Source organism: Marinobacter sp. (assembly GCF_040904845.1).
Classification (GTDB): domain Bacteria; phylum Pseudomonadota; class Gammaproteobacteria; order Pseudomonadales; family Oleiphilaceae; genus Marinobacter.
Genome location: NZ_JBBDSR010000007.1, coordinates 1 through 19,424, shown reverse-complemented (window position 1 = coordinate 19,424; position 19,424 = coordinate 1). Strand labels below are relative to the sequence as shown.

The following is a 19,424-nucleotide window of genomic DNA, read 5'->3' as shown; positions in this document are numbered from 1 at the left end:
TCAGGCCTGCTCGCTGTTCAGGTGTCACGGCCGGGCCGCAGCTTGACCTGGGCGGTGACGGCTGGCCGGCGCTGGGCGTCCAGTGTCGACATCATGAAGTCGATAAACGCACGGGTGCGTGGCGCAACAAAACGCGCCTGTGGCGTGACCGAGAAGAAGGTTCTGCCATTGGTCGACCACTCCGGGAAAAGGTCCACCAGCTGTCCTGACGAGATAAAACTGTTCACGAATACGTCCAGAACAAAGATGATGCCCTGATCTTCCAGCGCCGCCTGAATAAGCGCGTCGGAACTGTTGAAGTGCAGTTTGCCATCGGGCACTACCTCTACGGATTCCCCTTCCTTTTCGAATGACCACTTCCGGGGTGTGAATCGGGAGTGTCCGAAAATACCGAGGCACACTTTCGGGTCGAGCTCGGAGGGGTGGGCGGTGTGCCCGATCTTTTCCAGCAAGGCGGGCGTGCCACAGGCCACGTAGTGAGCCTGGTAAAGGGGCCTTGCAACCAGATCTGCGTCGCTTACCGAATCTATCCTGATAGCGACATCTGTGCCACTTTCAATCAACCCTTCCGGGTGATCCGTCAGCCTCAGCGCGATGGACAGATCAGGGTGTTCGGCAGAAAAAGCCGACAATCTGGGCGAAATGACGGCTTTTCCGAATCCCACTGGCGATTCAATCCGCAACTGCCCCTGAATCGCGGAATTCTGTTCCCGCACGGAACTTTCGGCTTCTTCCACCCTGCGAAGCAGATCGGTGCAATGGTCAAAAAATCTCGACCCTTCGTCGGTCAGCCGAAGGGTTCGGGTATTGCGAGACAGCAGGGTGACGCCGAGGTAGGTCTCCAGGTTACGCACGCTGGAGGTCACTGTCGCATTGGCGATGTCGAGCGATTCCGCTGCGCGGCTGAAACTGCCACATTCCACAACCCGGGCAAATACCTGCATTGCCCAGAGCTTGTCCATTCGGTTCTTCACCTTTTTCAAATACCCCATTAGCTCAGCATGCATCGAACCCCCGATGGGGCGGACTTATAGTAGCAACAATTCAGGGAGGCACAAACATGACAAATTTAAAGTTCGATCTGATCGTCGTCGGGTGTGGCGTAGCAGGCCTGTCTGCTGCGGTTTCCGCAGCGGAAAATTGTTTGAGTGTTGCGGTACTGGAAAGGGCAACCCGTGATGAGCGGGGTGGCCAGAGCCGATTTACCGAAGCCTATCTTCGCATGCAGAGCGAAACGGCCGTGACGGATGACTTCGAGGACTTCCTCGCGGAGAACTCCGGTTTTTATCAGGATCCGGACTATGTTGCCGAATCGCTGTCGGAGCGCCAGCACTGGTCAGCCCAGGCCAGGGCATTGCCGTCGGTGGATGCCAGCATCATCAGCGCCTTCTCCGAGGGTGTTCCGACCACTATCAAGTGGCTGCAGGAGAATGGCGTCAAGTTTGACTTTCTTCCGACCCAGTTCCTGACCAGTACCCAGCCCCGGCTATTACCTGTCGGCGGTGGCGAAGCGATTGTGGAAACACTGGCGGCCAAAGCCGAAAGCCTCGGTGCGACCTTCTTTTACGAAACCTCCGGTCGCGAGTTGCGGGTCAACCAGGCCAATCAAGTGATTGGCCTGAAGGCTCACTCGCGGGTGAAAGGCGGCATTGAGTTTGAAGGTGAAGTGGTGGTTGCCTCTGGCGGCTTTGAAGGCAACAGCGAGATGATGACCCGTTACCTGGGACACCGCGCGGCGTACCTGAGGCCAGTCTGCAAGGGTGGCTATTACAACCGGGGTGAAGGCATTCAGATGTCCCTGGATGTGGGTGCCGCAGCCGGAGGTGAGTATGGAAACTACCATGCCGAACCGGTGGACCCGCGCTCGGGTATCTCTGAGCCCTCCATCTTTATCTTCCCGTACGGGATTCTGGTGAACAAGGAAGGCAAACGCTTTACCGATGAAGCGCCCGGAACAGTCGATGCCTGGTATGAGCGAATTACCCGCAAGGTCTACGGCCAGACAGATGGCATTGCCTACTGCGTTCTCGATCAGAAGGTGAAGGACATTCCCAACTATCGTCTGGGCATCCGCACCGATCAGCCTGCCATCGAAGCATCGACGATTGAAGGGCTGGCCGAGAAACTGGAGTTGCCGGTCGATGACTTCGTTCAATCCGTGGAGCGTTACAACGCAGCGTGTAAGGGTGGCGAGTACAAACCCCTGGAAGTGGATGGCGTTTGCACTGAAAACCTCAGGCCTGCAAAGAGCAACTGGGCGCTACCAATCGATAAAGGTCCGTTCATGGCCTACCCGATGATTTCGGCAAACGTCTTCACATTTGGCGGGCTGAAAATTGATGAGGGTGCCCGCGTGATCAATATTGACGGTGACCCCATCAAGGGGCTCTACGCTGCCGGGGAAACCGTGGGCATGTACTACCGCAACTATTGCGGTGGTACATCGGTTCTTCGTGGTCTGACATTTGGACGCATAGCGGGCCGAACCGCCGCCGGGCTGGAGGTATAGGCATGGCTAAGATTTCAAGGCCAAAAGTTGCGCTGGTGACCGGAGCCGGCGGCTCTATCGGAACGGCAACCTGTCAGCAGTTGCTGGATGAAGGGTATCGGGTTTTTGGCGCGGATTTACGTGCGCAGGCACCGTCAACATTGCCGGGTGCGGTTTCCTACCATTGTTGCGACATGACCGATGAACATGCGGTGAACCTTCTGGTGGACCGCATAGAGGCCGATGCGGGGAACCCCGTTTCAGCCCTGGTCAATGTTGCCGGTGTGGTCTCCGCAGGCAGTGCGCTGGACTTGTCCGTGAAAGAAATGGAACGAGTGATGCGCATCAACGTGTTCGGCAGCTTCATACCCTGCCAGGTCGTGGGGCGTCGCATGGCGAAGAATCGCTATGGTGCCATAGTGAACCTCGGCTCGGTGGTCGGAAAGAATTCCGGCAACGCCAGGGCCTGGGTCGACACCAAAGAGCTCGACCGGGCAGGCAATGTAGCTTACGGCATGAGCAAGGCCGCCGTTCACACCATGACCGGGTTTCTGGCCAAGGAGTTGGCACCGAGGAACGTGAGAGTTAATGCGGTGGCACCCGGTCCGATCGCGACCGACATGACCACCAGCTTCCCGGAAACGCTTCGTAACCTGATTCCCCTGGGACGCATGGGACAGGCCGATGAGGTCGCCCATGCCATCAGTTTTCTGCTTTCTGACAAATCACGGTTTATCACTGGAGAGACCTTGGATATCAATGGCGCGCTTTGGTGTGACTGAACCCCGAAAAACCATCAAGAGGTGAAAATTATGAGAAGTATTTATCTGGTTATGGATATGCAAAACGACCTGGTTCATCCGGAAGGTGCCAGCGGGAAAACCCCCTTGCAGGATCAGATCCAGTCCCGCGACGTGATCAATCGCACGGCCAAGGCTATTGAAACGGCGCGCAGCAAGGGCATCCCCGTTGCCTATGTGCGTGTTGCTTTCTCCGATGATCATCGCGAGGCCAACACCAGCTCCCAGGTGTTCGGTCCTATCGCCAAGAACGGCATTCTGAAAATGAATGCCTGGGGTGGCCAGGTGCATGACGCGCTGGCACCGAAGGAAGACGAGTGGGATATCGTCAAGCCCCGGGTATCGCCTTTCTACGCAACTCAGCTTGAAGTATTGCTGAAAAAGGAAGGGGTCGAGCGTATCTATTGCAGCGGTGTCAGCACACAGGCCGTGGTTCAGGCCGCCGTGCGTGACGGCCATGATCGGGATTTCGATGTGGTTCTGCTGGAAGATTGCTGTGCCTGCCCGTCGGCACAGGAACACGAAAACTCCGTGGGCAGTATTGGGCGTTTTTGCACGGTCGCGAACTCAGAATCTGCGTTCGAGTGATCGTTCCGGACGCCCTATGCCCCCTTGGGGCGTCCGTTTTTTGATCTGTAATCTGATTGTGGTGATGGCCGGATGGAGCATGTGGAGGCTGATGTCAGTACACAGAAAACCATGACCAGCTGGCTGACCGCTGCGCTCACCTTGGGATGTTTCTCGGTGGTCATGTCAGCAACCACCATCAATGTTGCCATAACCCCGATGATGAAAGATCTGGACTTGGGCCCCCAGGTTGCGCAGTTGTTTTCATCGGTTTTTCTCGGCCTGACTGTTGTTGTTGCTCCCATTTCCGCTTGGGTTGCCGATCGATTCGGCCCCTGGCGGGTTTTTTTGGGTGTCCTCGTTGTTTATGTCATTGCCTCACTGCTAGGTCTTTTCCTCGAAGGTTTTACCCTTCTTTTGCTTGTGCGGGTATTCCAGGGTATGTGCGCCGGAATTGCCCAGCCGCTTTCCATGTTTTTGTTGCTGGAATGCACGCCAGCGGCCCGCCACGGCCGGGCGCTTTCCATGTTTGGGCTGGGTGTGGTGATGGCACCCGCCATGGGGCCTGCCATTGCGGGCTGGGTGGTCGATCATGCCGGTTGGCAGTTTGTTTTTGCCCTCGGTGTGGTGCCGGCATTGATCGCGGCCCTGATGGTTCAAGTTAGCGCCAAGCCAGCCCAGACACCTGCGGAATCCCGCAAAATTACAGATTTTGACTGGCGGGGGCTTAGGGCTCTCGCTGTGCTTGTTGTGGCGGTCTTTCTGTGGCCGTTTTCCTGGGCCGTTTCGCCTTGGGCGGGCATTGTCCATTCATTGGTCTGGGTGGTCGGTCTAACCTTATTCTGGTCAACCCAGAAGTCTCGCCCTGATGCACTGATTCCCACCGATCTTTTCTTGCAGCCGGCGTTCCGGCGTGCCGCTCTCATCACTATGGCCTATGGTACCGGCATGTATGGGTCTATATTTCTGATCCCCCTGTTGCTGCAGGACGGGCTTGGCGTCTCCGCGGCTATGACGGGCAATTTCCTGCTGATCGGCGGTATTTTTCTGGCTGCCAGTATTGTCATCTCAGGTCGTCTGGTGGATGTTTTTTCGCCCAGACATATTCTGGTTCTGGGCATGATGAGTTTTACCCTTTCCTGTGTGCTGTTTACGCTGTCGGAGAATCTGGTCGTGCTGGCGGTCGCTATTGCCTTGAGCCGAGTGGGTCTGGGTAGCATCATTCCCAGCCTGTACTCGGCCATGGCGCGCTCGGTAGGCCCCGAGGAATTGCGCCAGGCAACTTCAATGACTACTTTCCTGCGTCAGGGCGGTGGTGCACTGGGCATCGTCGTTCTTGGTCTTGGGGTTTCCTGGATATCCGTTGGTTTTGATGTTTCTCCGGATAATCATGAGGATATCTATGGTTGGCTGTTTGCCGTACTGGCAGTGCTTTTTGGCAGCGCTGCAGTGATGGCGCGAAAACTGGGGTAGTGACAATGAGGAGCCATCCGTGGCGTGTTCTGCGTAGGTTACTTGTCCGCTGAGAGCTTCTTCAGCCGGTAATCCAGTTGCGCTCTTGTCAGGCCCAGCAACGTGGCCGCTTTCGATATGTTCCCTCCCGTCATTTCCAGAGCTTTCTCAACGAAGATGACTTCGGCGCGGGCCAGGCTGAAACCGCCTTCCGCGAGAATCGGGCCGGCGACGTTCGAGAGCCGAGCTTCCATGGGTTGCTCCGGTTGCTCGCCCTCCGGCGACGGGCCTTCCTGATTCGTGGGCAACTTGATGCCAATGCCGGGGCCAATATCCCAGCTCACCGTTCCCTGTGGACGGTTGTCTTCAAGATCCCCCAGGCCGGAAAGGTGGCGTTCGTCCAGGGGTTCATTGTCGTCTGCCATGATCACGCCGCGCTCGATGACGTTCTCGAATTCACGGATGTTACCAGGCCAGTCGTGATCCAGGATTTTTTGCAGCGCTTTTGGAGTGGTGCCGCTCAGGCTGCGGCCATGGAGGTTGCACAGTTTGGTCAGGATGCTTTCCAGTAACACTGGCAGATCGTCCTTCCGGTCCCGCAAAGGGGCAATGGTGACCGGGAAAACGTTGATCCGGTAATAGAGGTCGCTGCGGAATCGGCCATCTTTGACGGCCTGCCTGAGATCCTCGTTGGTAGCCGCTACCAGGCGAACGTTAACCTTCACCGTTTTGTTGCTGCCCAGTCTTTCCAGCTCACCACTCTGCAACACCCTCAGCAATTTGCTTTGTGCCGTCATACTGAGTGTGGCAATTTCATCCAGGAACATCGTTCCGCCATCAGCAGCTTCAAATCGGCCAGGGCGTGACTCAGAGGCACCGGAATAGGCACCCCGGTGAACACCGAACAGCTCTGATTCGATCAGTTGGTCCGGAATTGCCGCACAGTTGACCTCGACAAAGGGGCCATTTACCTGGCGGCTGTTAGCGTGAATTTCGTGGGAAAACATGGTCTTGCCAACACCGCTCTCACCCAGCAGCAGCACCGTTGCATTGGTCGGTGCGACACGCAGGATTTTGTGCAGGGAAGAATGGTAAGCCGCTGAGCCCCCAATCGGTCTGTCCAGAGGCGTTTTGCTCTCGCTCTCAGCCTTGAGGCCAAATGGCGTGGGTTTCGGCGAAACGGCCTGCTTTGGCTTGGTGTAGACAGGCGTTACCTGGCGGTGATCTGCTGACTGGGGCTGGAAATGTTTGAGGTCGTCCTCAATGTCATCCCAGTCTTCAACAGGCCTGGCAACCGCCCTGCAGACGTTGTCGCCGGCTGCAACACATTCGACCTCGCGAACGATGATGCGCTTGCCCATCAGTCGGGTAAGAAATCCTGAGCTATAACCGATTTCCATCCAGCACACGGGCTCATTGGCACTACCGGAAGACGACATGTGCATATCGCCTTCTATCGAGTGCTTCCAGAGAAACTCACCGTAGAGGTAACCCCGTTCCTGGTCTGCTTCAATCCTGACAGGTTCGACCTGCACCATACCGGACAACGCGTGTAGCTGTGCGCCGGCTGCCAGCATGTCGAGTTGACTCTCATCGCGACGGGCCTTCATCGCCAGTTCGGCGTCCCTCATGCCGGACAGGTAGCCGGCACGGGTCAATAGCCCGCGGGTAAACTCGATACCCAGGGAGTCAATCAGCTCTTGGCGAAGGGCTCCCACGGCCTCAGCGTGCAGGAGCAGCATGCGTTTGTCGCCCAGCCAGATCTGGCCCTCCTCGGGACGAAAGTACAGCATGCTGGCCAGATCTTTCATGTCCGGGAATCGTAGGTCGGTAATAATATCCCTTAGGTTTTTGCTCCCTTGTGTCAGATCGCTGGCTTTTACAGCAGCCATAACATCACCCGCTTAACGTAATTTTGTGCTTGGTCGGTCATTCCAGGCTTCCATCCCATCATAAGGGGTCTGGTGGCAAGGCGTCATTATTCTTTCAGTCGAGTTACAGACAGGAAGTTCAGGATTATCTTCACTGAATTGATGAAATGTCTGAATTTGATGAACTTCCTGTCTGACCCGTTCACCAGCTAGTCCCCGCCCTGAATTCTTTTTATGCCCTTTAAAAACAGTTGCCTGCGCGTCTAGCTAGGCGTTTTTACGGATCTGGCATGCCAGCTGCACTGCCCTTCTACAAGCATACCTGTATTTATCAGGAGTTTATCCGGAGCTGGTCATGCCCATCGGCCCGGGAACAAAAACAACAGGAGGCACTGCAATGGCAGAAATATCTTCTTTGGGTTATATCGGGCTGGGAGTCAGCAGCCTGGACGAATGGCAAACCTTCGCAGCAGACATTCTCGGCATGCAGGTTGGCAGCCGAGACGGAGACGTCATGAAGCTGCGGATGGATGAGTATCTTCAGCGTTTCCTGCTTATTGAGAATGGCAGGGATGACATCATGTTTGCCGGTTGGGAGTTCAATTCAGCCAGTGAACTGGAAGACTATGTCGCGGAGATTCGTGGCAAGGACGTTGAAGTCCGGGAGCTGACTGATGATGAGCGTGCCTTGCGCCATGTCGAAAAAGCCTATGCCGTTCGTGATCCGAACGGCTATGACCACGAATTTTTCTTTGGTCACGGAGTTGCGCAGCTAGCGGATCGTTTTCGCTCCAAGGTTCTCAAGAGTGGGTTTGTAACCGGTGAGCTGGGTATCGGACATATCCTTCCTTTCTGTAAGAACCGAGAAGAAACACTCGGTTTCTACGAGAACATTCTGAAGTTTCGCCTCAGTGACTATATCCGCGAGGAAGTTGCTCCGGGAATGGTTGTTGATGCTTCCTTTTTCCACACCAAAACCGGGCGCCATCATTCCATTGCCACGGCGGAAGTTCCCGACTACCCGCGGACGCTAAACCACTTCATGCTGGAAGTGGCGGATATCGATGATGTGGGTCTTGCCTACGACCGTGTGGCCAAAGCCGGCATTCCGGTGGCCCTTGAGCTGGGCCACCACCCCAACGACAAGGTTTTCTCCTTCTACGCGCAAACACCCTCCGGTTTCAACTTTGAAATTGGCTGGGGTGCCATCGTGATTGATGACAACACCTGGGAAGTGAAGTCCTACAGCCAGATGAGCGATTGGGGCCACAAGCGTCACTAGGTTGCTTGTGACGCGCGCGGAATGATTCAGAAGGAGACCGTTATGAGCCTTTGGCTTGATTTCATGGGCGCAGAGATTCGCTATGTCGATCTGCCTACTTTTGGAAAAACACGGATTGCCGAAGCGGGTAAGGGCAATTCTGAAGCGCTGATCCTGATGCACGGGATTGGTGGTCACCTCGAAGCCTACGCAAAGAACGTTGTGGCTCTTGGCAAACATTACCACGTGATTGCTTTTGATTACGTTGGTCATGGTCTTTCCGAGAAGCGGATGGACATTTCGTACGAGATCGCCGATTACGTCGACCAGCTCCGCGAATTGATGGATGCGCTCGGTATCGATGCGGCCCACATTTCTGGTGAATCACTGGGCGGGGTGGTGACAGGCACGTTCGCCACCACCTATCCGGCCCGTATCAAGCGCGCGGTTCTGAATACCACCGGTGGCATTCCGATCGTGACGGAGAAAGGCCGCCAGGACCTGAAGAATCTGGGTGAGCTTTCAGCCAAGAGTTCCGGCAAACAGCCAACCTTTGATTCGGTAATGGACCGCATGAAATGGCTATTGCACGAGGGCAATTGGGATCTGCTGACCGACGAGTTGGTGAACAGCCGCCTTGCCATTTACGCCACCGAAGAGTTCCAGAAGAGCGCGCCACTGGTCTATTCCCGCCTGCGCCGGGTCAATCAGGAAGGGGCAAAACCCGACATGATCGATCTCGAAAAAGTCGAGTGTGATGCCCTCCTGTTCTGGACCACCAACAACCCGATTCACGATATTGAGGCCGCCGAGTCAGCATTGCCGCGTCTCAGCAAAGGGCAGCTCTACGTGATGAAAAAGCCGGCCGGGCACTGGCCGCAGTACGAAAGCCCGGAAGAGTTCAATGAAGTTGTGCTCGGCTTTCTGAAAGACGGGAGGGTTCCTCAATGATGTACCACTCAATGTCTGTAAGTAACGCAACACGGATTGTTCCCCCTGTCAGCAAAGCCGATTTCTGTGACGGCATGCGCAACCTGGCCGGTGCCTGTGTGGTGATTGCAGGAAGTGCAGACGGCCAGCGAGCCGGGCTAACGGCCACTGCGGTCTGTTCCATCTCAGCGGAACCACCCCGGTTGTTGGCCTGTGTCAACAAGGACGTTTATGCCCACGGCCTTATTACCCGCAGCGGCGCGATCAGCATCAATGTGCTGGGTCAGCAGCAGGAAATCATCGCCAAGCGCTTTGCCGGCATGGTTGAAGGCGTGGCCGGCGAAGCGCGATTTCAAGAGGAAGGCACCTGGGAGCGTGGGTTGTTGGGTGCGCCGGTCCTGACCGATGCCCTTGTCAGTTTCGAATGCCGGGTCGTCGAGGCCATCCCCGCGAACACCCACGACATGTTTGTCTGCGAAGTCGTCGGTATAGCCGGGCAGATGACCAATGAGGATCCCCTGATCTATTTCAACGGAAGTTTCTCGGCTCTTGGCTGAGACAAAAATTCAGCTTGTCCAGGACAAAAACAACGTGAGGAAATTGATATGAATACGGCAGTGAAAGCCAATACACAAGTGACCCAGTCCGCGCCGACAGAAGCGGAGTTGGTAGAGCGAGCGCGGGCATTGATTCCGATGCTCAAGGAAAAAGCCGCTGACGTTGAAAAGGCCCGCATGGTACCGGCGGAAACGATTGAAGCCTTCGTGAATTCCGGTTTTTTCAAAATCCTGCAGCCAGCTCAGTTCGGCGGCTGGCAAATGAGCCCGTCCGTTTTTTACAAGGTGCTGATGGAGCTGGGTCGGGGCTGCCCAAACAGCGCCTGGAACATGATGATCCTCGGTATTCACCAGTGGGAATTTGGTGGTTTGGATCCTCAGGCTGGTCAGGATGTCTGGGGGAAGGATGACTCAGTGCTCGTCGCTTCTTCCTATCCTCCGTTCGGAAAAGTGGAAGAAGTCGAGGGTGGCTATTTACTGAATGGCCGCTGGAGAACCTCTTCCGGTTGTGATCATGGCAGTTGGGCTTTTCTGGGCGGAATGCGCAAGGACAAAGATGGCAAGCCTGTTGATCGCTGCTCTTTCCTGGTTTCCAGAGAAAACTACGAAATCCTGGACGACTGGCACACCTTCGGCCTGGCCGGGACGGGCTCCAAGAGTCTCATTGTGACGGACGCCTTTGTTCCCTATCACCGAATGCACAGTCTGATCGACTACCAGCATTCCGATCGCCCGGCCAACTTCCTGTTCCCCTTCAATCAGGTGTTCTTTGCTGCTGTTTCCGCCGTCATTGTGGGTATGGCCCAGGGCGGTATCGATGAGTACATCGAGCAGATGAAGGTTCGCCAGAACACCACCGGAGATGGCGCTGCCGCGCTAAGCCCCTACGTCAAGGATCGCCTCGGTAATGCTGTCGTACGTGTGCGCACTGCCCGTGCCCGCCTGCTGCAGATGATTCAGGACAGCCACGAGTACGTGGATCGGGGAGAGCTGGTTCCCAATCACGAGCGCGTGCATCACATGCTGGATATTGCACGGGTAGGTCGCGAGTGCGAGGAAGCAGTTCTGCTTCTGTTCAAGGCTACCTCGGCCAGAGGCATCTTCCTCGAGAACCCGATGCAGAGAATTCTGCGGGATGTCATCGCGGCGTCCAATCACATTACCCAGAACGCAGACGACACCGCGGGAATGCTTGGTGGCTACCTGCTGGGGCAGGAAATTCCGCCGATGGTGTTTGGGCTCGACCCGGTATCGATTGAAGACCAGGCATAGGCACGGGCGGAGGTCCCGTCTAGCCAGAGATAACAGCCGGGTGGGTACGCGCCACGGCTGTCACCCAGAGTCCGGTGTTTCGGGCACCGGGCTTTACAACAACAATGGCGAAACCGAGCCAATGAGGTATTACGATGATCGACCACAAGTTCAATAATTGTCGGTTAAAGGCACAGTCTGCCAAGCGATTCAGGAAATCTGTATTGGTGATGGCAGTGTGTTCAGCGGCATCCATGTCAGCCCATGCGTTCCAGTTTGATACCGGCAACCGGGACCTAAGCGTGCGCTGGGACACCAACCTTAAGTACACCGCGGCTTTTCGTGTGAAGGATCAGGAAGACCAACTGATTGCGGACCCGAACCTGGATGATGGTGACAGGAATTTCGATCCAGGCCTGATCTCCAATCGTGTTGATGTGTTCACTGAGTTTGATGCCGATTACAAAGGGACAGGCGTGCGTGTTTCTGCTGCTGCCTGGTATGACGATATCTATAACCAGTCCAATGACAACGACTCTCCGGATACCAATAACAGCTTGAGCGTTCCTCACAACCGGTTCACCGAGGACACCCGTGAATTGCATGGTAAGGATGCGGAAATACGTGATGCCTTCGTATACGGCGATTTCAATATCACCGATACCATGTGGGGTGCCGTTCGACTTGGTCAGCATTCCGTGGTCTATGGTGAAAGCCTTTTCTATGGCAACAATGGTGTTGCCGCGGCTCAGCAGCCAATCGATGCTATTCGCGCACTAAGCGTACCCAACTCTCAGTTCAAAGAAGTCGCACTGCCGGTCAACCAGGTGTCCGCTGATTTTCAACTGGCACCGAACTTTTCGGTTGGTGGCTACTACCAGTTCGAATGGGAGCGCACACGCATTCCTTCCGCCGGAAGTTACTTCAGCCCGGCGGATCTGCTGGATGCCGGCGGCGAATCCATTATTCAGCCAACCCCGGCCGGCCCCCTTCCGCTTTTCACTCGTGGTGATGACTATGAGGCGAGCGATTCCGGACAGTTCGGCCTGAAAATGAACTACTGGTCACCCGAACTGCAGACCGACTTTGGTCTCTATGCGGCAAACTACCACGATAAGAACTTCCAGGTTCAGACTCGCCTTCTCAATAACCCTATGGACCCGGCCACGGTGCCTCCGCTGGGTGAACACATGCTGTTGTTCCCGGAAGACATCGAGGTGTATGGCTTCAGTGTGAACACCGGTGTCGGCGATGCAAACGTCGGCTTTGAGGCCTCCGTTCGACACAACGCGCCATTAGTCAGCGTTACGGTCACTGACCCTGCATTTGCGGGTGCTCCTGAGGGTAATAACGACTCCAACCCATTATATGCCGTCGGCAAGACAGCCCATGCCCAGGTTAACTTTATCCGGGTCATGCCGGGTAGCGCGCTGTGGGATAGCGCGACTTTCCTTGGCGAGCTGGCCTGGAACCGCGCCCTGAGCGTTGACAAGAATCCGGGGGCCGTGGATCCCAATAATACCCGCGATGCCACGGCTCTGAGGCTGGCATTCACGCCTAACGTTTTCCGCGTTATGGACAATGTTGATATGAGCGTTCCCATGGGGGCCAGCTACGGCATAGATGGCCGATCACGGGCCGTGGGCGGCTTCAGTCAGGAGAAAGGTGGTGATTACAACATCGGACTTGCCTTTGACTATCGCAAGCGCCTGAACGTGAAGCTCTCCTACAACGGATATTACGGCCAAGGCGCACCGGTCAATATCGGCGGCATTAAAACCTATCAGCAGACCAACGCTGATCGTGACTTCATTTCAATGAACGCTTCCTACACATTCTGAGGTGCTGACTATGTACAAAAATAAAATCAGACATCTGGCTATCTCGGTTGCACTGCTGTCATCAGCGGCAATCACAGCCAACGCCGCAGTTTCCGAAGAAGAAGCTGCAAAACTGGGCAACGAGCTGACGCCAATGGGCGCGACTCGTGCCGGCAATGCGGACGGTACTATCCCGGCTTGGGATGGCGGCTTTACTGATGTGCCTGCTGGCTTCAAGCAGGGTGATCGTAGCGTTGATCCGTTCGCCGATGACGAGCCGCTATACACTATTACTGCAGACAACCTCGATGAATATCGGGACAAGCTGGCGGATGGCGTGATCCAGCTTTTCAAGGATCATCCGGATACATTCAGGATCGACGTGTACCCCACCCGCCGGACAGCGGCGGCGCCGCAGTACATCTATGACAACACCCGTGAAAACGCGACTCGCGCCCGCCTGACGAATGATGGGCTGACAGTAGAGGGTGCCTACGGTGGTGTGCCGTTCCCGATTCCGAAAAATGGACTGGAGGTTCAGTGGAATCACCTGACTCTGTGGCGCGGCGTGGCGACGGAAACCAACTACAAAGTGTGGACAACAACAGCCAGTGGTTCACGAAACTTGGCGACATCAGCGGAAGATATTGGTCAGTATCCGTTCTACTACGAGAAGGATTCCTACGAGTCAGCACCTAACGCCAAGTATATGCTCGCGATCCAGCTGGCTTATCAACCGGCGTTCCGCGCGGGCGAAGCCTTGATGGTCCACAACGTATTGGACCACGATGCTGGGCGTACCCTCTGGCAATATCTGGCAGGACAGCGTCGGGTACGCCAGGCACCCAGCATCAACTTCGATACTCCTAACGTTGTGGCTTCCGGTGTGAACTTCGTGGATGAAACCTTCGGTGGCGTCGGCTCACCAGAACGTTTCAACTGGGAGCTGATTGGCAAGCGGGAAATGATTATCCCCTACAACAACAACGCACTGTTGGCGAACGGCGATGAAACTGTTCAGGGCGAGCATCACGTGAACCCGGATTACATGCGCTGGGAACTGCATCGGGTCTGGGAAGTGGAAGCCACGTTGAAAGACGGCAGCCGTCACGCTGTGCCCAAGCGTAAGTTCTACTACAACGAGGACAACTGGGGTACCGCCATTCTTGATGGCTGGGATGCCGATGGCAACCTCTGGCGCACGTCGCTGAGTACCCCGTTCGCTGCACCGGATATCCCCGCCACAGTGAATTACTGCACCGGGTTCTTCCATGATCACCGCACCGGAGACTGGGTCTATAACTGTGCTCTGGGTGATGTTGCCGGGGAGCAGTATCGAATCATTGAGCCTCGATCCGAGAGCTTCTTTTCTCCGCAGTCGTTGTTGCGCATGAGTGGCCGCTAAGACACCCCTTGCGGCTCCCGGCACGGATTCGTTCCGTGCCGGGTCTTTTCGATTGCTTAGGGTATTTCCTATGAACTATCTGACGTTGAAAACCAGGAACTGCCTGGCAGGCGTTGCGCTTCTGGTCAGTTTTCCGGCATTGGCCAACGATGCGCCAGACACGCTGAACCAGGGCGCAGTTGAATCTGAACTGGCCCGTTCGTCGATGTTGTCTGCCATAAACTTCGCGGGAGACCGGTTGGTGGCAGTGGGTGTTAAAGGACATGTAGTGCTGTCTGACGATGAAGGCGAAAGCTGGCGGCAGGCTGAGCATGTGCCTGTTTCCGTCACTCTGACAGGGGTCTGTTTCAACAACGCCCGTGACGGTTGGGCCGTTGGCCACCGAGGTGCCATTCTCAGAACAGGCGATGGAGGGGAAAACTGGGAGCTGCAATACGACGGCTTTAAAGCTGCCAACGACGTCCACGAGGCGCTGAAGAAGACAAAATCAGACGATGCATTCTACGGCGAGATGATGGTTGAGGATGGTGCCGACAAACCTTTTCTGGAAGTCCGCTGCCTGGGCGAAAAGCAGGCAGCTGTAGTCGGGGCGTTCGGCTTTGCTTTCACCACAACGGATGGTGGTGGCAACTGGGAGCCATCTGTTGATGTGTTTGAAGGCACGGGGCAGATGCATGTGTACGGCATTGTGCCCGCCGGCAAGGGGCTGGTCATGGCTGGCGAGCGGGGTGCGCTTTTTGAAACCAGCGCAAATATGAGTGGTTTTCAGCAACTGCCATCCCCCTATGACGGTACTTTTTTCGGGCTCATGGATGCCGGAAGTGGAGGGCTGGTCGCCTACGGCCTTCGTGGTCATGCCTATTGGTCAGGTGATGGTGGTGAGTCCTGGCGGGAAGCGGAGCTTGATACAAACCGGAGTCTCACTGCCGGTACCGGCTTGGCTAATGGCAACCTTCTGCTGGTGGACAACTCCGGAAGTGGGTGGGTGAGTCGCGACAATGGCCACTCCTTTAATCCGGTCTTTGGCGATCGTTCCTTTGCCGTGACTGACCTGTTGCAACTGAACAACGGGGATGTGCTGGCCACAGGCGCGCGGGGTTTTTTGCGCTTCAGTTCTTTCCAGCTCAACTGAACCGAACCAACTGTAGAAAAGGCTCTGGAATATGGGTATCAAAAGTAACGATGGCTTTGAATCGATTTCTTCGCTTGAAGATTTCAATACTCAGTCCGGTAACCGGGTAGAGCGCCTGCTCTTTAACTATCGAGCCTGGGTGGTGGGTGTCTGCCTGTTGCTGACCGCATTTTTTGGCGTGTCCGCGATGGATAGCAAGCTGAATGCCAGCTTCCTGAAAACCATTCCGGCCAGTCATCCTTTCATCATGAAGTATTTCGAGCATGAAAGTGATCTGACAGGGTCAGGAAACGCGATCCGCATCGCCGTCGTCACGGAAGATAACAGTCGGATTTTTTCAGCCGACTATATGGAAACCCTCCGCCAGATCAATGATGAAGTTTACCTCTTACCCGGGGTTGACCGTGCATTCATGAAGTCCCTGTGGACCCCGCTGACCCGGTGGCAGGGTGTCACTGAAGTAGGGTTCGACGGCGGAACGGTGATTCCGGACGGCTTTTCCGGCAGCGACTCCGATCTGCAGCAACTCCGGGACAACATCATGCGCTCCGGGGAGATCGGGCAGCTGGTCTCGCAGGACTTTCAATCCAGTATCGTCTATGTGCCGCTGCTTGATACCAACCCGAAAACCGGCGAGCCGCTGGACTACAAGGTATTGTCTGACGACCTGGAACGTATAAGGGACAAATACTCTGAGCAAGGGGTCAGCATTCACATTACCGGCTTTGCCAAGGTCATGGGGGATCTTATCTCTGGCCTGGAAGCGATGCTGGTTTTCTTCCTGCTGGCAGTTGCGATCACGACGGTCGTGCTCTTCTACTTTACCCGCTGCGTACGGAGCACTCTCGTTGTTCAGGGCTGCACGCTTATCGGGGTGGTCTGGTTGCTGGGCATACTGCCGTTACTGGGCTATGAGCTAAATCCCTACTCGATCCTCGTTCCGTTTCTCGTATACGCCATTGGTGTCAGCCACGGTGCCCAGAAGATGAACGGCATCATGCAGGATATCGGTCGCGGCACGCACAGGCTGATTGCCGCGCGTTACACCTTTCGGCGCCTGTTTGCTGCGGGAATGACCGCGTTGCTCGCTGACGTAGTGGGCTTTGCAGTACTGACAATTGTTGATATTCCCGTGATTCAAGAGCTTGCCATCATCTGCAGTATTGGTGTTGGCCTGTTGATCTTTACCAACCTGGCCTTGCTGCCGGTCATTCTGTCCTTTTTTGGCGTTTCTCCAAAGGCCGCTGAACGAAAACTGAACATGGAGCATGAGGCTCACGACCGCACCAACCGGCGCACTCTATTCCTGAAAATCATACGTGCACTGGATAAATTCACCACTCGCCGCTATGCCAGCGTTGCATTGATAGCAGCGGTGGCACTGGCCGGGTGGGCGTTTACGGTGAGTAAAGACCTGAAGGTGGGGGACCTGGATGCAGGAGCCCCCGAGCTTCGATCAGACTCCCGCTACAATCAGGACAATGCCTTCATTAACAGTGCCTACGATGCCAGCAGCGACATTTTCGTAGTGATGGTAGAAACGCCGCCCGGAGAATGTGTGAACTACCAGACTCTGCGCAAGGTGGAAGAGTTGGAATGGCGACTTACTCAGCTTGCCGGAGTCGATAGCACGCGCTCACTCGCCAGCCTGGCGCGGCGAATCAATGTGGGAATGAATGAGGGCAGCCTGCTCTGGAACGAGCTGCTTCCCAATCAGGCGATGATCAACGCAGCGGCCAATCGTTCGCCGCGGGAGTTGTTTAATTCTACCTGCGACTTGCTGAAGGTTTATGCCTACCTGAATGATCATAAAGCTGAAACGCTGACCTCTGTGGTTGAGGAAGCGCAGGACGTGGCCGCCCTGTACAACACCGATGAGGTTCGGTTTGAACTGGCAGCTGGGAACTCAGGTATCGAGGCTGCCACCAATATTGTGGTCAAGCGTGCCAACACTCAGATGCTGATCGGCGTGTATATCGCTGTGGCCCTGCTGTGCCTGATTGCTTTCCGCTCCTGGCGGGCAACCGTTTGTGCCATCCTGCCGCTGATGCTGACATCCATTCTGGCGGAAGCTCTGATGGTGAAGCTTGGGATGGGGTTAAAAGTGGCGACCCTACCTGTCGTTGCGCTGGGTGTCGGTATTGGTGTGGATTATGCGCTGTACATACTCAGCGTAACGCAAGCCTGGCTTAAACGCGGGGCCTCGCTTTCCGAGGCGTATTTCCAGGCCCTGAATTTTACCGGCCGCGTCGTCATCTTTACCGGTATCACGCTGTCGCTCGGGGTTGTTACCTGGGCGTTGTCTCCCATCAAATTCCAGGCTGACATGGGGCTGCTCCTGACGTTCATGTTCCTTTGCAACATGTTGGTGGCACTGATCCTTGTGCCGGCACTTGCCTACTTCCTGCTTGTCCTAAAGTTTGTCGTGCCACCTGAAGGTGAGGGCAGCGTAGCCGGAGCGGATGCGACCAGCCAGGCAAAGACACCAAAGAGTCTGGCCAACGATTGCGAAAACCAACACAAAGAATCCCATGAGGTCTCGGTATGACGAATGCACCATCAACACCAATCCCCCGAGTGACCGGAGCGGAAATGCAACTTGCGGTCGCAGAAGCGGGTGTATCCGCTGCGAAAGAGTGCGCTGGAAAGTGCGACCTGCAGGTCAGCATCTCAGTGGTGGATGCAGGCGGGCACCTGCTTTCGTTCTCCAGGATCGCCGGTACCCCGTGGAGCAGCATTGAGCTTTCACAGGGCAAGGCCCGCACGGCGGTGTCGTTCGGAATGCCCAGCAATACCCTCGGAAACATGATCGATAGTGCGACCGAGCGGGTAAGGCTTCACCTGTTGTTACGCCCGGACATCGTGGCGATGGGCGGTGCTTTCCCCATTCGGGTCAATGGCCGGATTGTTGGGGCTATCGGGGTGTCTGGTGCCAGTGAGGAACAAGACATCGGATGTGCCGAAGCTGGCCTTGCAGCCATCAACAAACTGCTTGAGAGCTCACTCTGAATTCAGGGGAGGGGAGAACCGAAATGACAAAACTGGATACCAATACACTGGGTAACGAGCTTTATGAAGCCCTCGTGCAAAGACAGATGGTGGAGCCCTTAACCGAACGTTACCCAGACATGACGATCAGTGATGGCTACAACGTTCAACAGCGACTGATTGAACGACGCCTGGAACAGGGTGAAAGGATTATCGGCAAGAAAATCGGAGTCACCAGCCAGGCGGTGATGGACATGCTGGGTGTTAGTCAGCCGGATTTTGGTCAGCTTACGGATCGAATGGTGGTCAATCAGGGCGAGAGCATCCCTATGTCACGCCTGATTCAGCCCAAGGCCGAGGGCGAGATTGCCTTTGTGCTGAAACGTGATCTTGCTGGCCCAGGCGTGACGGTTGCCGACGTGCTGAGAGCGACGGAAGGCGTGATGGCCTGTTTCGAGATCGTCGATTCCCGTGTCCGTGACTGGAAAATCAAGATACAGGACACCGTTGCTGACAACGCTTCTTGCGGTGTCTTTGTGCTCGGTGACCGTCTGGTGGATCACCGTGATTTAGACCTGTTTACCACCGGCATGGTGCTGGAGAAAAACGGACAGGTTGTCGGCACCGGTGCCGGCGCAGCGACTATGGGTTCACCTGCCATTGCCGTGGCTTGGCTGGCCAATACGTTGGGAGAGCTGGGCATGTCCCTGAAAGCGGGAGAAGTGATTCTTTCAGGAGCCTTGTCCGCCATGGTGCCAGTGAAAGCCGGGGATAACCTGCGCATGACCCTTGCCGGTATCGGCAGCTGCTCCGTGCGTTTTGACTGAATTTGCAAGAGAGGCAAGTAATCATGAGCAAGAAAATCAAAGCCGCGATCATCGGCTCGGGCAACATTGGCACCG

The 19,424-nt window shown here is 55.7% G+C and carries 16 protein-coding genes; 14 read left to right on the top strand and 2 right to left on the bottom strand.

Annotated features, from left to right (window positions below; translation table 11 throughout):
* Nucleotides 1-17: 17 nt before the first annotated feature.
* Nucleotides 18-962 (bottom strand): LysR substrate-binding domain-containing protein, encoded by a 945-nt coding sequence (locus WD429_RS00905; RefSeq protein WP_368420286.1) that lies wholly within the window; start codon nucleotides 960-962, stop codon nucleotides 18-20.
* Nucleotides 963-1,060: 98 nt separating this feature from the next.
* Here WD429_RS00905 and WD429_RS00900 point away from each other — a divergent pair, with 98 nt between their 5' ends.
* The 4 genes from WD429_RS00900 to WD429_RS00885 all read left to right on the top strand — a co-directional run bounded on the left by WD429_RS00900 (nucleotide 1,061) and on the right by WD429_RS00885 (nucleotide 5,328).
* On the top strand, nucleotides 1,061-2,509 hold the full coding sequence (locus WD429_RS00900) for an FAD-dependent oxidoreductase (RefSeq protein WP_368420285.1): 1,449 nt from the start codon (nucleotides 1,061-1,063) through the stop codon (nucleotides 2,507-2,509).
* Nucleotides 2,510-2,511: 2 nt separating this feature from the next.
* On the top strand, nucleotides 2,512-3,270 hold the full coding sequence (locus WD429_RS00895; RefSeq protein WP_368420284.1) for an SDR family NAD(P)-dependent oxidoreductase: 759 nt from the start codon (nucleotides 2,512-2,514) through the stop codon (nucleotides 3,268-3,270).
* 30 nt (nucleotides 3,271-3,300) lie between these two features.
* Nucleotides 3,301-3,876, top strand: coding sequence for a cysteine hydrolase family protein (locus WD429_RS00890; protein WP_368420283.1), 576 nt, complete (start codon nucleotides 3,301-3,303; stop codon nucleotides 3,874-3,876).
* Between the two features lie 111 nt (nucleotides 3,877-3,987).
* A complete protein-coding gene (locus WD429_RS00885) occupies nucleotides 3,988-5,328 on the top strand; it encodes an MFS transporter (RefSeq protein WP_368420282.1) in 1,341 nt (446 codons plus the stop codon).
* Between the two features lie 38 nt (nucleotides 5,329-5,366).
* Here the strand turns inward: WD429_RS00885 and WD429_RS00880 are convergent, their stop codons facing one another.
* Nucleotides 5,367-7,199, bottom strand: coding sequence for a sigma 54-interacting transcriptional regulator (locus tag WD429_RS00880; RefSeq protein ID WP_368420281.1), 1,833 nt, complete (start codon nucleotides 7,197-7,199; stop codon nucleotides 5,367-5,369).
* Nucleotides 7,200-7,575: 376 nt separating this feature from the next.
* Here WD429_RS00880 and WD429_RS00875 point away from each other — a divergent pair, with 376 nt between their 5' ends.
* From WD429_RS00875 to dmpE, 10 genes are all read left to right on the top strand, one after another.
* Complete coding sequence (locus WD429_RS00875; RefSeq protein ID WP_368420280.1) at nucleotides 7,576-8,460, top strand: VOC family protein; 885 nt, start codon at nucleotides 7,576-7,578, stop codon at nucleotides 8,458-8,460.
* Between the two features lie 42 nt (nucleotides 8,461-8,502).
* Nucleotides 8,503-9,390, top strand: coding sequence for an alpha/beta fold hydrolase (locus WD429_RS00870; protein ID WP_368420279.1), 888 nt, complete (start codon nucleotides 8,503-8,505; stop codon nucleotides 9,388-9,390).
* A gap of 11 nt (nucleotides 9,391-9,401) precedes the next feature.
* Nucleotides 9,402-9,926, top strand: coding sequence for a flavin reductase family protein (locus WD429_RS00865; protein WP_368420278.1), 525 nt, complete (start codon nucleotides 9,402-9,404; stop codon nucleotides 9,924-9,926).
* A 48-nt stretch (nucleotides 9,927-9,974) separates the two neighbouring features.
* On the top strand, nucleotides 9,975-11,198 hold the full coding sequence (locus WD429_RS00860; RefSeq protein WP_368420277.1) for an acyl-CoA dehydrogenase family protein: 1,224 nt from the start codon (nucleotides 9,975-9,977) through the stop codon (nucleotides 11,196-11,198).
* Nucleotides 11,199-11,407: 209 nt separating this feature from the next.
* Nucleotides 11,408-13,018 carry a DUF1302 domain-containing protein gene (locus tag WD429_RS00855; RefSeq protein ID WP_368420276.1) on the top strand — a complete coding sequence of 537 codons (1,611 nt, stop codon included), beginning with the start codon at nucleotides 11,408-11,410 and terminating at the stop codon, nucleotides 13,016-13,018.
* Between the two features lie 10 nt (nucleotides 13,019-13,028).
* The gene (locus WD429_RS00850; protein ID WP_368420275.1) at nucleotides 13,029-14,402 is read left to right on the top strand and encodes a DUF1329 domain-containing protein; all 1,374 of its coding nucleotides are present in this window, start codon (nucleotides 13,029-13,031) and stop codon (nucleotides 14,400-14,402) included.
* Nucleotides 14,403-14,472: 70 nt separating this feature from the next.
* Entirely contained in the window at nucleotides 14,473-15,534 is a 1,062-nt protein-coding gene (locus WD429_RS00845; protein WP_368420274.1) for a photosystem II stability/assembly factor-like protein, read from the top strand.
* Between the two features lie 31 nt (nucleotides 15,535-15,565).
* A complete protein-coding gene (locus tag WD429_RS00840; RefSeq protein WP_368420273.1) occupies nucleotides 15,566-18,082 on the top strand; it encodes an RND family transporter in 2,517 nt (838 codons plus the stop codon).
* A gap of 44 nt (nucleotides 18,083-18,126) precedes the next feature.
* Complete coding sequence (locus tag WD429_RS00835; protein WP_368420272.1) at nucleotides 18,127-18,543, top strand: heme-binding protein; 417 nt, start codon at nucleotides 18,127-18,129, stop codon at nucleotides 18,541-18,543.
* Nucleotides 18,544-18,566: 23 nt separating this feature from the next.
* On the top strand, nucleotides 18,567-19,349 hold the full coding sequence (gene dmpE, locus WD429_RS00830; protein ID WP_368420271.1) for a 2-oxopent-4-enoate hydratase: 783 nt from the start codon (nucleotides 18,567-18,569) through the stop codon (nucleotides 19,347-19,349).
* The last annotated feature ends 75 nt before the right edge of the window (nucleotides 19,350-19,424 follow it).

Bases quoted from the DNA above. Each gene is read 5' to 3' on its own strand.
- WD429_RS00835 (WP_368420272.1), top strand. From the start codon at position 18,127: ATGCAACTTGCGGTCGCAGAAGCGGGTGTATCCGCTGCGAAAGAGTGC.
- WD429_RS00850 (WP_368420275.1), top strand. From the start codon at position 13,029: ATGTACAAAAATAAAATCAGACATCTGGCTATCTCGGTTGCACTGCTG.
- WD429_RS00870 (WP_368420279.1), top strand. From the start codon at position 8,503: ATGAGCCTTTGGCTTGATTTCATGGGCGCAGAGATTCGCTATGTCGAT.
- WD429_RS00845 (WP_368420274.1), top strand. From the start codon at position 14,473: ATGAACTATCTGACGTTGAAAACCAGGAACTGCCTGGCAGGCGTTGCG.
- WD429_RS00875 (WP_368420280.1), top strand. From the start codon at position 7,576: ATGGCAGAAATATCTTCTTTGGGTTATATCGGGCTGGGAGTCAGCAGC.
- WD429_RS00860 (WP_368420277.1), top strand. From the start codon at position 9,975: ATGAATACGGCAGTGAAAGCCAATACACAAGTGACCCAGTCCGCGCCG.
- WD429_RS00890 (WP_368420283.1), top strand. From the start codon at position 3,301: ATGAGAAGTATTTATCTGGTTATGGATATGCAAAACGACCTGGTTCAT.
- WD429_RS00840 (WP_368420273.1), top strand. From the start codon at position 15,566: ATGGGTATCAAAAGTAACGATGGCTTTGAATCGATTTCTTCGCTTGAA.
- WD429_RS00895 (WP_368420284.1), top strand. From the start codon at position 2,512: ATGGCTAAGATTTCAAGGCCAAAAGTTGCGCTGGTGACCGGAGCCGGC.
- WD429_RS00885 (WP_368420282.1), top strand. From the start codon at position 3,988: ATGACCAGCTGGCTGACCGCTGCGCTCACCTTGGGATGTTTCTCGGTG.
- WD429_RS00855 (WP_368420276.1), top strand. From the start codon at position 11,408: ATGGCAGTGTGTTCAGCGGCATCCATGTCAGCCCATGCGTTCCAGTTT.
- WD429_RS00865 (WP_368420278.1), top strand. From the start codon at position 9,402: ATGTCTGTAAGTAACGCAACACGGATTGTTCCCCCTGTCAGCAAAGCC.
- dmpE (WP_368420271.1), top strand. From the start codon at position 18,567: ATGACAAAACTGGATACCAATACACTGGGTAACGAGCTTTATGAAGCC.
- WD429_RS00905 (WP_368420286.1), bottom strand. From the start codon at position 962: ATGGACAAGCTCTGGGCAATGCAGGTATTTGCCCGGGTTGTGGAATGT.
- WD429_RS00880 (WP_368420281.1), bottom strand. From the start codon at position 7,199: ATGGCTGCTGTAAAAGCCAGCGATCTGACACAAGGGAGCAAAAACCTA.
- WD429_RS00900 (WP_368420285.1), top strand. From the start codon at position 1,061: ATGACAAATTTAAAGTTCGATCTGATCGTCGTCGGGTGTGGCGTAGCA.